General features: G+C 43.6%; 11 protein-coding genes. 7 read left to right on the forward strand and 4 right to left on the reverse strand.

The window, feature by feature from the left end:
- Window positions 1–50 precede the first annotated feature (50 nt).
- From C1A02_RS02595 to C1A02_RS02605, 3 genes are all read right to left on the reverse strand, one after another.
- Window positions 51–1,019: a transketolase family protein gene (locus C1A02_RS02595; RefSeq protein WP_101696634.1), complete on the reverse strand. Its 969-nt coding sequence runs from the start codon at window positions 1,017–1,019 to the stop codon at window positions 51–53.
- On the reverse strand, window positions 1,020–1,844 hold the full coding sequence (locus C1A02_RS02600) for a transketolase (protein WP_101696635.1): 825 nt from the start codon (window positions 1,842–1,844) through the stop codon (window positions 1,020–1,022).
- A gap of 225 nt (window positions 1,845–2,069) precedes the next feature.
- Window positions 2,070–2,735: a GntR family transcriptional regulator gene (locus C1A02_RS02605; protein WP_101696636.1), complete on the reverse strand. Its 666-nt coding sequence runs from the start codon at window positions 2,733–2,735 to the stop codon at window positions 2,070–2,072.
- A 675-nt stretch (window positions 2,736–3,410) separates the two neighbouring features.
- Here C1A02_RS02605 and iolD point away from each other — a divergent pair.
- The 6 genes from iolD (at window position 3,411) to C1A02_RS02635 (ending at window position 10,986) form a co-directional block, all read left to right on the forward strand.
- Window positions 3,411–5,348, forward strand: coding sequence for a 3D-(3,5/4)-trihydroxycyclohexane-1,2-dione acylhydrolase (decyclizing) (iolD, locus tag C1A02_RS02610; protein ID WP_101696637.1), 1,938 nt, complete (start codon window positions 3,411–3,413; stop codon window positions 5,346–5,348).
- Window positions 5,349–5,449: 101 nt separating this feature from the next.
- Window positions 5,450–6,352, forward strand: coding sequence for a myo-inosose-2 dehydratase (gene iolE, locus C1A02_RS02615; protein WP_101696638.1), 903 nt, complete (start codon window positions 5,450–5,452; stop codon window positions 6,350–6,352).
- A 92-nt stretch (window positions 6,353–6,444) separates the two neighbouring features.
- Entirely contained in the window at window positions 6,445–7,464 is a 1,020-nt protein-coding gene (gene iolG, locus C1A02_RS02620; protein WP_101696639.1) for an inositol 2-dehydrogenase, read from the forward strand.
- Between the two features lie 215 nt (window positions 7,465–7,679).
- Complete coding sequence (locus C1A02_RS02625; protein WP_243577889.1) at window positions 7,680–9,029, forward strand: MFS transporter; 1,350 nt, start codon at window positions 7,680–7,682, stop codon at window positions 9,027–9,029.
- Between the two features lie 14 nt (window positions 9,030–9,043).
- Window positions 9,044–9,874 (forward strand): sugar phosphate isomerase/epimerase family protein, encoded by an 831-nt coding sequence (locus C1A02_RS02630; RefSeq protein WP_243577890.1) that lies wholly within the window; start codon window positions 9,044–9,046, stop codon window positions 9,872–9,874.
- Between the two features lie 95 nt (window positions 9,875–9,969).
- On the forward strand, window positions 9,970–10,986 hold the full coding sequence (locus tag C1A02_RS02635; RefSeq protein WP_101696641.1) for a Gfo/Idh/MocA family oxidoreductase: 1,017 nt from the start codon (window positions 9,970–9,972) through the stop codon (window positions 10,984–10,986).
- A gap of 483 nt (window positions 10,987–11,469) precedes the next feature.
- On the opposite strand, the gene C1A02_RS02640 is transcribed toward C1A02_RS02635, so the two are convergent.
- On the reverse strand, window positions 11,470–11,838 hold the full coding sequence (locus C1A02_RS02640; protein WP_101696642.1) for a helix-turn-helix domain-containing protein: 369 nt from the start codon (window positions 11,836–11,838) through the stop codon (window positions 11,470–11,472).
- A 308-nt stretch (window positions 11,839–12,146) separates the two neighbouring features.
- On the opposite strand from C1A02_RS02640, the gene C1A02_RS02645 reads away from it, so the two are divergent.
- Complete coding sequence (locus C1A02_RS02645; RefSeq protein ID WP_101696643.1) at window positions 12,147–12,989, forward strand: GGDEF domain-containing protein; 843 nt, start codon at window positions 12,147–12,149, stop codon at window positions 12,987–12,989.
- The last annotated feature ends 141 nt before the right edge of the window (window positions 12,990–13,130 follow it).

Here is a 13,130-nt window from a genome sequence, read left to right on the forward strand (position 1 = left end):
AATCTCCTTCTTTCTGATGGCTGAAAAAGCCATCTGGAATACTGGTTTTGTCAGGTCTTTCGCTCAACTGCACGGATTGCCTTTTCCACAATATGATCGGCAGACAGACCGAATTGCTTCATCAGGAAATCTACGGAACCCACTTGGCCGAACTGATCGCGGACTCCCACCTGTTCCATGGGAACGGGGCAGGTGGCGGCCAACACTTCTGCCACTGCGCTTCCCAGTCCGTTGTGGATGTTATGGTTTTCCGCAGTGACAATGGCCCCGGTGGTTCGCGCGGCCTGTTCAATGGCGTCCCGATCAATGGGTTTGATGGTAAACAGATTGAGTACGGCGGCATCAATCCCTTTTTCTTGCAAAATTTGTGCTGCCTTCATAGATTCGGCCACACAGATTCCAGAGGAAATCAGCGTGACGTCTTTGCCTTGGCGAAGAGCCGCTGCTTTTCCGATGGAAAAGGTGGAGCCGTCTTCATAAATTTTTACAGCGTTTTTTCGGGAAAGACGAATATAGAATACGCCATACTCGTGTTCCAGCTGCCGAAGAACATCTTCCAGCATTACGCAATCGGTGGGTTCGATAATGGTAACGCCGGGAACGTCACGCAAAGAGCCAACGTCTTCAAAAGACATGTGAGTTGCCCCGTTAAAAGCGGCGGTGATTCCGGGGTCACTGCCGATAATGCGGATGTTGGCTCTGGCAAAGGCAGCGGAAACAAAAATCTGATCCAATGCCCGGCGCGTGGCAAAGCAGGCAAAGGTGTGGCAATGGGGGATAAGGCCCACCGCCGACATCCCGGCTGCAGTGCCTATCATGTTGGCTTCCATAATACCGCAGTTGATCATCCGGTCAGGGAATTCCTTTGCGAACTTCACCATTCCCACCGAATTCATTAAGTCGGCATCCAAGGCAACAATTTTATCATTTTTCGATGCCAGATCGATCATCGTGTTGGCATACACATCGCGCATTGCAAGCTTTTCCTGTTCCAGACGGCTGCATACCTGATAAGTCATTCAGCATCCCTCCTTTTGAAGATGACGGATGGCGTTTTCACATTGTTCTTTGGTAAAGGTCATATGATGGTTGTAAAGAACTCCTTCTGCAAAATCGCAGCCTTTTCCTTTTTGAGTGTGAAGAAGTATCATTACCGGTTTTTCCTGTTGCTGTTTGCCAAGTGCAATGGCATGGGCAATTGCGTCCACATTGTGCCCGTCTACTTCCAGCGCATACCAGCCAAAATCACGGAATTTCTGGCATAAATCATCCAGATCGCAAATGTCTTTGGTATAGCCGTCAAGCTGCTGCTTGTTGTAATCAATAAACGCTATCAGGTGTGACAATTTTTGCTGGGGAGCATACAAAGCCCCTTCCCAAATCTGGCCTTCCTGACATTCACCGTCACCTAATAGCAGATAAGTATAATTGGATTTTCCCAAAAGTTTGTTGCCGTGGGCGATTCCGATGGCAGTGGACATCCCCTGCCCCAAAGAACCGGTGGTCATGTCAATTCCGGGGGTGCTGTTTCGGTCACAGTGGCTGGGCAGCCGGGTACCGTTGGTGTTGATGGTTTTCAGTTCTTCCAACGGAAAATATCCGCGCAGCGCCAGTGCCGCATAAAGGGCGGGGCCGGCATGACCCTTGGACATGACAAAGTAATCTCTTTCTTCCCAGTCAGGCTTTTGGGGATCAATTTTCATGACTTCGCCATACAGGACAGCGATGACGTCAGACGCAGACATCGCGCCGCCGATATGGCCGAACCCCAAATTTTCCAACGCTTTTAGCACACTGATCCGGATTTCCTGAGCGAAGGCCTTTGGATTTTGCTTTTGTTCCATTCTGTTCTCCTCGCTTTCGTCCAATTCACTTTTGTAAAGTGTGAATATACTATAGTGATAATTATATAATATTATTATAATTTTATATAATTCAATGAAATTATATAATTAATCATTTGGGGTGTCAAGTGCAGAAAGTCTGTTTTTTAAAGAAATTTGTTGTCAAATAAAACAAAAATGCCGCATGGATTTTAACCATGCGGCATTTTTGTTGGATTTTAGTTTTCAAAGCTGGAACTGCACCGGGTGAATATCCTGCATTTGTATTCCGTAAAAAGGACACAAATGACTTTGAATGGCATTCAGCATATCCGGCAAATTGCGTTCATAGAGCGCTTTCATCATAACCTGATGGTGATGAATGTCGCACACAGTAGAAGCAGTATCCTCGATCAAAGCGGTTTGAAGCAGTTGTGTCTTTAACAGTATGTTATTCAAAATATTAATGAGGATACTGTTTTCGCTGATTTCCACCAGCTTCAAATGGAACTGAGAGTCATAGGAAATTTGCTGAAACAGATCATTTTGATTGTGGGCAGCTTCACATTTCTCGGCAATCACCTTCAGTTCATCAAAATCGCGGTTGCTGCCGTTTTGTATGGAAAGCTGAGCTGCAAGACAATCCATGGTGATGCGTACCATGCCCAAATCCTGTATGGATTGTTTGTCAAAACTGATCACTTCGGCATGGCGGTTGGGGTATAGCACGACAATTCCCTCGTTAGATAATCGGCGGACTGCCTCACGCACGGGGGTGCGGCTTACACCCAATTCCTTTTCGATTAACTGTTCCTGAATTTTTTCTCCGCATTTAATTTTGCGGGTTAAAATCATTTCTTTGATCTGTTCGTAAACAAAGTCGCCCAAAACGGCACTGTCTTTTACACGCATAATTCTACTCCTTATGCCCGAAAGTCTCCGAAGAGATTTTTGTTTGTTTTTATTATAACAAAAAAGCAAAAGTAATTTCAAGTAAACTGGGGTGTATTTTATAAAATATCTTATTTTAAAATAAAATGGAGCTTTTTTGGAGTTTTATGCCTTTTTTTCTGAATCTGTTTCTTTCTGAATTGCGAAACTCGTTGATATCGTTTCTTTTGAAATAAATTCTTTGGATTAAAATAGAAATGGGTACCAAAAAGTTTGATCTCAAAATCAAAGCGTCAGATTTCATAGCATACGAAAGCAGTGTAAACGTTGACGGAAAATACTATTTTAAGGCATTTGGAGATCTAAAACAATGAGTTTAGGGATCAAAGATTAAAATTGTATGGTTGTTTAAAAGGGACAAGCTCTTTTTATCAAAACTCACAAATTATTCATTTTGCATAGATTTTTTAAACATACCACTTGATTATTAAAATTTTATTGTATATAATGCAGTCATTAAGATTCCGTAAACGTTTACAATATATAATTTGAATCATATTATAATATTTTGTATAAATTTTATTGCATTTTTAAATAGCGTTGCAAAGAAGCCGGACGAAAAATGGTTATTAAAAATTTCTATTTCTTCTGGTTTGCATAAATACAGCGAAGTCACTTTTAGAAAGGACGATGGATATGAAACGAACCAAAATGACCGTGGGCCAGGCCGTTGTCAAATTCCTGAACCAGCAGTATGTGAGTATGGATGGAACAGAGCACCGGTTTATAGACGGCATCTTCACCATCTTTGGCCATGGCATGGTGGCAGGGCTTGGTCAGGCACTGGAGGAAGACCCCGGAAAACTGAGGGTGTATCAAGGGCGCAACGAGCAGGGAATGGCTCATGCGGCAATCAGCTATGCAAAACAAAACAACCGCCGCAGAATCATTGCCTGTACTTCATCGGTAGGTCCGGGGGCTGCCAATATGATTACGGCAGCGGCCACAGCAACTGTCAATAATATTCCGCTGTTGCTGTTTCCTTCAGATACCTTTGCCACCCGCCAGCCGGACCCTGTTTTGCAGCAATTTGAGCAAAAGCATGATCTTTCTATTACCACCAATGACGCTTTTCGGCCGGTGTGCCGCTATTGGGATCGGGTTACTCGCCCGGAACAGCTGATGACTGCCCTAATCAACGCTATGCGCGCGCTGACGGATACCGCCAACTGCGGTGCGGTTTGCATTGCGCTCCCGCAGGATGTGCAGGGAGAAAGTTTTGAATATCCGGATTATTTCTTCCACAAAAGAGTGCATTACATACCGCGCCGTATAGCGGATTCCGGAGAAATCGAAAGAGCCGTGGAACTTTTGAGCAAAAGTAAGCGCCCTTATGTGATTGCCGGCGGTGGGGTTCGGTATTCCGAAGCGGGCGAGGCATTGCAAAAGGCATGTGAAAAGATGAAAATTCCTTATGCGGAAACACAGGCCGGGAAAAGCAGCACTAAGGGTTCCAGCCCCATGAATATGGGCGTGGGCGGTGTGTCCGGTACACAGGCGGGCAACGCCATTGCCACCAAGGCAGATGTGGTGTTTGGAATCGGCACTCGCTTTAATGACTTCGTAACTGGCTCTAAAGAAATTTTTCGCAATCCAGATGTGAAGTTTGTGGCACTGAATACTGCGGAATTTGATGCCCAAAAGCTGGATGCCGTTCGCGTTGTGGGTGACGCCAAGGTGAATTTAGAGATCATTTTTGGCGAGTTGGAAAACAGAGGGTATCGCACCGGATATGCCGAGGGGGAACTGGAAAAGGTGCAGGCAGATTGGGAAAAAGAGCGCAAAAAAGTGCTCAGCGCTACTTATTGTGAAAAGGGTTTTGTCCCTTGTGTGCCCAGCTGGACTCAGAAAATCATCGACGATTATATTGCCGATATCGGTGGAATCATCGGTGAAAGCAATGCAGTGGCAATTCTGCAGGAAGTAATTCCCAAGGATTCCATCGTGGTAGCAGCAGCAGGCAGCTTGCCGGCTGATTTGGCCAGACTTTGGAGAACCGATGAAAAAGACAGTTACAACATGGAGTATGGCTATTCCTGCATGGGCTATGAAATAGCGGGTGCTTTGGGTTCCAAGCTGGCGGCACCGGATAAAGAGGTTTATGCGCTGGTTGGCGACGGCTCTTTCCTGATGCTGAACAGTGAAATGGCAACCGCAGTGCAGGAGCAGAAGAAGATTACCGTGGTGGTTTTTGATAACGCCGCCTTTGGCTGCATCAATAATCTTCAAATGGGAAACGGAATCGGCAGCCTTTGTACCGAGATGCGTTACCGCGATGAACAGACCGGTAAAACCGACGGAAAGTACATTTACACCAGCTTTGCCAAAATCGGCGAGGGCTATGGGTTTAAAGGCTATACTGCCAAGACTCCCGAAGAATTCCGTGCCGCTTTAGAAGATGCCAAAAAGCAAAGCGTCAGCTGTGTGATTGACGCCAAGGTATTGCCCAAAACCATGTGTGAGGGATATGACAGCTGGTGGCACTTTGGGTTAGCCACGACCAGCAAGAGCGAAAAGGTGAAAAAGGCGCGTGAGTTAATTGACGGAAAATTGCAGAATGCCAGAATGTATTAATTGCAGTTTTATGTTATGAGGTGATCCGTCTGCCGCTAAAAAGAAAGAGGGGGCGGCAACGGCCAATCTTACTATAAAAAACAAATAAGGAGGATATCACGATGTTAAAACGCGAAAACATTAAACTGGGCATTGCTCCGATCGCGTGGGCTGAAGATGATATGCCGGAGTATGGCAAAGAAACAAACTTTTTGCAGATTCTAAGTGAAATCAAATTGACTGGGTATGAAGGAACCGAAATCGGCTGCAAATTCCCTCATGATGCCAAAGTGGTGCGCGAAGAATGCTCCCGCCGCGGCCTGCAAGTAATCACCAAATGGTTCAGCTCCTATTTAAATGAACAGCCTTATTGGATGGTAGAACGGGACTTTCGCGATCACATGTATTTCTTAAAGTCTGCCGGAGCACAGCTGATTAACGTGTCGGATCAAAGCTTTAGCATTCAGCACCGTTCTCGCACCAGCGTGTTAGAAAAGTTCTGCATTCACGATGATAAAATTTGGGCGGAACTGGCGGCCGGACTGAACAAGCTGGGAAAACTGGCATTGGATAACGGCATGGAACTGGTTTATCACCATCATATGACAACCACAGTACAGACTGCAGAAGAAATTGATAAGCTGATGGAGCTGACCGATCCCCGCTATGTCAACCTGATTTATGATACCGGACATCTGGCTTTTTCGGGCGAGGATCCCGTGGCAGTTCTGGAAAAACATTTCGATCGTGTGAAACACGTTCACCTGAAGAACATCCGCAAAGATGTGGTAGAACGCTGCCGTAAGGAACGGCTGAGCTTTTTGGAATCTGTTTTGGAAGGTGCCTTCACCATTCCGGGTGATCCGGAAGGATGTGTGGATTTTCCATCGGTATTTAAAATTTTGGAAGAGAGAAATTATAAAGGCTGGCTGGTTGTGGAAGCAGAACAAAATCCCTACATTTATAACCCTTATGATTACGCTGTTTTGGCACGCAAATACATAAAAGAGCAAACCGGTATTTAATTTGTAGTTCTGTAAGATGTTTTTTTGGTTTTTAGGGGATTGCCCCAACCAAAGAAATGGGAATATGTTTGTAGAAAAGGATGAGGTTTTATATGAATCAGAAGTTAAGAGTAGGTCTGCTGGGCGCGGGGCGCATTGGTAAACTGCACGGTGAAAATTTAGCCCATGCGGTTCCAAACGTGGAACTGTATGCCATTGCAGATCCCTTTATCAATGATGACATACGTCAGTGGGCCCAAGAGCTGGGCATTCCCCAGTGCTATGAAGATCCCCAAAAAATTTTTGAAGATCCCACCATCGATGCAGTCTTTATTTGCTCTTCTACCAAAACACATGCAGATTTTATTCAGCGTGCCGCGGCTGCGGGAAAACATATTTTCTGTGAAAAACCCATTGATACCGATCTAAAAAAAATCAAAAAAGCCATTGAACAAGTGGAAAAGTCCAATGTGAAGATGCAGGTTGGTTTTGTCAGGCGCTTTGACCATAATCACAAAATGGTTCATGATACGGTGGCTTCCGGGGTTTTGGGAAAGCCCCATATGATAAAGGTGACTTCTCGGGATCCGGATCACCAATCCATGGATTACATAAAGGTTTCCGGCGGAATTTTTTTGGATATGACCATTCATGATTTTGATATGGTGCGGTATCTGGCCGGCAGTGAGGTTGTGGAAGTGATGGCATACGGCGCGGCGCTTTCGGGGGCTGGATATGAGCAATATGGCGATATTGATACTGCCGTTGTTACCATGAAATTTGAAAACGGAGCTCTTGGAGTGATTGACAACAGCCGGGCTGCTCATTATGGGTATGATCAGCGTACCGAGGTTCATTGCGATAAGGGCTGCGTTCAGGTAGCCAATGATCTAAATGATATGTCTATGATTTCCACCGCTGAGGGTGTTCAGATAGCGAAGCCCACCTGGTTTTTCCTGGAACGGTACAACAACGCATTTATTGCCGAAGCCCAGGCATTTACCGATGCGGTGCTTTTTGACAAACCGATTCCGGTTACCGGATTTGATGGGTTGCAGCCGGTAAAGATTGCTTATGCGGCAGAGAAGTCTTTAAAAGAAGGTCGTCCGGTAAAGTTGAAAGAAATCGGATAGTGTTAAATCGGATTTCGTTTTTTCTAGGATAGCGGTTCCCTGTGGATACAGCTTTTTATTTTAAAAAATAGTTGTAAAAAATACTGGTATTTGGTGAATACCTTTCCTTTTATTTGCCCTCTGTTCGCCAAATGCATAAACCAGAGGTGTTTCATTTGAATGCACAAGTTAAAATTGAGAAAGAGATACAAGTTTCACACCAACCGCAGGAAAAATTGACGTTTGGCACTCGAGTGGCCTATGGATGCGGCGATACGGCTTGCAATGTAGTATATGGAATGATTACCACGCTGTTGACCCTGTTTTATACCGATTATGTGGGGCTACCTGTTGCTACTGTGGGCATTGTGATGTTGGTTTCGCGCGTATTTGACGGTATGGCAGATATCATTATGGGGTTTATTGTAAACCGAACCAATACCAAATGGGGAAAGGCGCGTCCATGGATTATTTGGATGTCGGTTCCTTATTGTGTTACGGCAGTTGCACTGTTTACCGTCCCCCAAACAAATGCCAGCTTACAATTTTGGTACATTTTTGTAGTCTATAATCTGTGCACATCCGTGCTTTATACCGCAATTAATGTGCCTTACGGAACGATGTCTACCTTAATGACGCGTTCTTCCCATGAGCGTGACATGCTGTCGATTTTTCGGATGTGTTTGGCTCCGGTTGGCCGTATTGTAGCGGTCACATTTACCATGCCGGTTGTAAAGCTGTTTGGCGATGATCAGGCAGCTTGGGCCAAAGCAATGGCGATGTGGTCTGTATTCGCCCTGGCTATGCTGATTATTTGTTTTGTAAACTGTAAAGAAACCGTTACCTTTGAAGCGCTAAAAAGGGAAAAGATTCCCGTTGGAACAAATGTGAAGGCACTTTTGACGAATCAATATTTTTGGTCCACTCTAATGCTCTGGACTGTGACCTGTGTTCATTATACGGTGGTTGGCACATCTCTTCCTTATTACTGCAAGTACATTTTTCACAATGATAAATGGATGTATAGTGTTTTGTACTTGGCAGAAACCGGGATGATGATTGTGGGTGCTATGCTGTGCCCGCTTTTTTTAAGGCGGTTTGGAAAGCGAAATATATCCCTGTGCGGTGCTATTATTGCGGTGTTAGCGCAGCTCGCATTCTTCTTCAATACCAATAGCTTTCAATGGGCTTTAATTACCAGCCTGATTCGAGCGCTTGGTGAAGCGCCGCTGATTGCTCTTGTGTTTGGTATGATGGGGGATGTGGTAGAGTTTGGCCAGTGGAAATACCATATCAGGCAGGAATCTCTTGTTTTTGCAGGAGGGACGGTAGGGTTTAAATTTGGTACCGGTGTGGCTAGCGCAATCATGGCTGCTCTTTTAACTCAGGCGGGGTATATCAGTTCGGCAGGAGCGGCTGTGGTTCAGCCGGAATCAGCAATTTCCATGATCCGCAATATTTACTTATGGGGTCCGGTTTTGCTTTGGTCTATGGCGGTTGTTATTCTGTTACTATACAAATTGGATAAGAAACATTCACATATCATGAGTGAACTATTAAGTCGTGAAGCCCGTGGTGAAATGTAGGGAGGACTTTTTTTATGCTGAAGCTTGGTTATAATGAGGCAACCTGCAAGGAAAATTCCAGCGTGGAACAAGATTTGCAGCTTTGTGAGAAGTATGGCTATGATTTCATTGAGTTGCGTCTGGATATGCTCAAGGAGTATTTGAAAACCCACTCTATTGATCAATTAAAGGATTTTTTTCAAAGAAGTCATTTAAAACCCTATGCATTGAATTCAATTGAAAATATCAATTTTTGCACCCCCCAGCAATGGGAGCAATTAGTGGAATTGTTCACGTTCGGATGCAGGATTGCACAAGCAATCGGAAATCCATACATCATTGTGGTCCCCACGGTTTCGGAGGAAATCTGCAACAAAAATGAAAAGGATGTGTTTGATGATTCCGTGCAAGTCCTGAATAAATTGGCAGATATTGCAGAGCCATACGGCGTGAAGCTTTCCTTTGAGCCAATTGGGGATCGGCGGTGGTGCTGTAATAGCCTGCGCCAGGCACTTGAAATCGTAACTGCCGTAGATCGGGACTCGGTTGGATTGACAGTAGATTGCATTAACGTTTATATGAATGATAAATGTGCCGATGTGGAGTTTATCCGAAAAATTCCAAAACAAAAGCTGTTTGTATTTCATATCAACGATTGCGAAGATTTTCCATTAGGTATTTTAGACCACTGTGACAGAATCATGCCCGGACATGGGGTGATTCCCATTGAAGCGATGGTAGAAGCTGTCAAGTCTGCAGGATATGAGGGCCCTGCTTGTTTGGAATTATTTCGCCCGGAATATTGGGAAATGGATGCGGAGGATGTTATTCGGATGGGCGCAGAAACAACACGCCCTTTCCTCTAACATCAAAACATTCCTATATCAAAACAGGCCTTTGGTATTATCAGCTATTGGGCCTATAATGCTCACTAATTTAGAATCAGTAGGAGGAATTTATTATGAAAAAGTTAAAGTTTGGTATTATTGGAGTAGGCCGTTTGGGATATGAACATGCCAGCAATATCGCTTTCCGTGTTCCCGGAGCAGAATTGGTTGCTATTTGTGATGCAAATTATGAAAATGCAAAAAAAGTTGCCGCCGAACTGGGCGTGAAGGCTGTGTATCAGGATCCCAAAAAAATGTGCGCAGATCCCGAAGTGGAGGCTGTTGCCATTGTGACCAATACCGACTCTCATGTAGAGATGCTCCGGATTGCAATGGAAGCGGGAAAACACGTTTTCTGCGAAAAACCTTTGGCGGATACTGTAGAAAAATGCAAACAGGCCGAAAAGATTATCGAGGCCCATCCTAATCAAATTTTTATGTTGGGATTTATGCGCCGTTATGACTACTCATACCGGGTGGCAAAACAGAAGATTGACAATGGAGATATCGGTGATGTGATTCTGGTTCGCTGCTATTCTCAAGATCCCATCTCAATTATCGAAGGTACCTTGGAGTATGCTCCCCGTTCCGGCGGCCAGTTTATTGATATGTCCATCCATGATATTGATTTGATCCGCTGGCTGACCAATTCCGAACCGAGAAACCTATGGGCAATGGGTGGTTGCTATGAATTTAAACAGTATAAGGATTGGGACGACGGCGATAATGTTTCCTGCCTGATGCAGTGTGAAAATGATGCGATGGCATTCTTCTTTGCCGGCCGCGCCGCAGCCCATGGTTCCCATGTGGAAACCGAAATTATCGGCACCCGCGGTACCCTGAGAATTGCAGCAGTTCCGACCAATTCTTTGGTAGAAGTAATGAGCGAGCATGGTGTTTGCCGTGAATGCTATCAGGATTTCATTTCTCGCTGGCACGATGCATACATTACAGAAATTGCAGAGTTCTGTGACTGTGTAGAGAACGAACGAAAAGCGGCTCCTGGTGTGTATGATGGAACTAAGAGTACTAACATTGCATTCCGCTGCAAAGAATCGTTCAAAACTGGAAAAATGTTGTCTTTAACTTGAGTTTTTTACAGAGTAATCAGAAAAAAGCCCTTCTTTCTTTCTAAGATGAAATTTAAAAATGGGAGCTTTTTTCTCAAACCATTCATCAAACAGATGTAAATTTTTCCCTTTGGCTGATTGTTCTATCACATTTTTTAAATGCAAATTTGTTCGCAGCTTTCTCTTTTTCATTGGAAGAGGAAAAAGGCACTGGATGCAGAATAAAATCTAAAATGTTTGATGGAAAACAGGAAAAAGAACGGTACTGCTTTTGCAGTACCGTTCTTTGGGTTATGGAAGGAATAGCAATTGATAAAAATGTTTTTTAATGAATGGCTTTTAAATCGATTTTATTTAGCGATAAGGATTTTTAGGGCAAAGCAGTACAGAAAGATGTGGAATTCATAATCAATATGAGCGGGGACATAATATCGCTGAAAGCTCTATTCTTTTTTGAAGGCTTTCATAGACTTTTTTTGTTCCATCGATTTTTTGTGGACTCCATCATGAATGTTTTGATTGCTCGAACTTCTCCTTTAGTTTTTGCAGCTCCATATATTCAATTACGGCGCGGCGGTTTTCTTCGTTTAAAGAAAAAAGTTCCGACAAAAAATGCCCGGTGGTATAGTTTTTGGTAACCGACTGTTTTAATACATCTATGCCTTGTTTGCAGTCCGTTCGGCCCAGCAGATAATCAGTAGACACATTATAGAAATCGGCTAAGGCAACAATGGAACGAGTGGAAAATTCACACTCTCCTTTTTCACATCGGGAATAGTGTTGCTGTGTGGTTCCTATTACTTTTGCTACGTCTAATTGGCGTAGATCCTTGTCCTCACGCAAATTGTAAATAATGTTATTTATTAATTTCATGACAACCCCTCTTCCACTCTTATAATGTGTATAGCGATCTTATCATACGCTTCATTAGTGTATTGACTGGTACGTTTAATAAGTGTATAATTAAATTAATTTACATTTATTTTGTGTGTAATTACTTGTTGTTATCCATATCTTTTTTTAATGTTTTTACGGCATAATTGACAGGAGAGCGTCTGTTCAAGCGAAAAAATGTTATGTTCATAAACAATTGTATACTCAATGGAATAATGCATAGGGGCGCGTTATTCTGATAAAGTCCATTCGATTCGCTTGAAATGCAGAAAGGCGAGTAAGGAATAATGGTATTTAATACACTGTCAGATATGATGAGTTTGATTCGTGTACTTGAGAGTGTCACCACCTCGGTATATGTTTTAGATTCCAATTGCAATCAGATGGTATATGGTAGTTTTAAAGAGTCAGACGATGCTGCAAATCTGGAAAATTTGGGTTCAGAACTGCCGGATCTTCACACGACTTTTCACTCTAACCTTTCATTCAGTGTGTCTTGTGTCAACTCTGTTGTTTCGACGATTACAAAAATCCCGATTGTTATTAATAAAAAGTCGTGTTTTCTTATATTGGTTCAGCACCCCAAAAAGGAGGGACACGCCAGTTGTGGCGGCGAACCTGCAGATGGACACGGAACCGCGTTTACTGATTTTTTGACCAAGCTTTACAATCGGCGGTACATCGATGAACGCCTGCCCATTGATATGCAAAGTTGTTTTGAATTGGATCAGCCGCTCAGCATCCTTTTTATTGATATTGATTATTTTAAAAATGTCAATGACCAAAATGGACATGTTGCCGGGGATCAGGTTCTTCGCGAAATTTCGCTGCTGCTGCAAAAACATCTATCTAAAAAAAGCGGATGGATTGCCCGTTACGGCGGCGATGAAATCTTAATCTGTCTTCCGGGCAGGGGAAGTTATTTTGCACGGGGGATGGCTCACCGAATTCGGGATTCCATTGAAAACCATGTGTTTTGCCTGGGGGGCGAACATGTTACGATTACTTGCAGCATTGGTGTGCAGACCGTCTATAAAAATTCTGGAATTACTAATATATCGGAACTAATTGCTTTGGCCGATAAAAAATTATACAATGCCAAACATGCAGGAAGAAATAAAGTATTTTAATAAATAAAAGATCAAAAAACAGTCATCTGCTTTCGATGACTGTTTTTTTAATTGCCTTTTTACAATTCCTTTTTGTAATCTGGTTACGCCTGACTGGATATTTGAGTTCCCAATGCTGCGGTGAAGGAAAAAGCAACAAGA

The sequence above is a fragment of the Clostridium minihomine genome, from assembly GCF_900240385.1.
GTDB classification, from domain to species: Bacteria; Bacillota; Clostridia; order Oscillospirales; family Acutalibacteraceae; genus Faecalispora; species Faecalispora minihomine.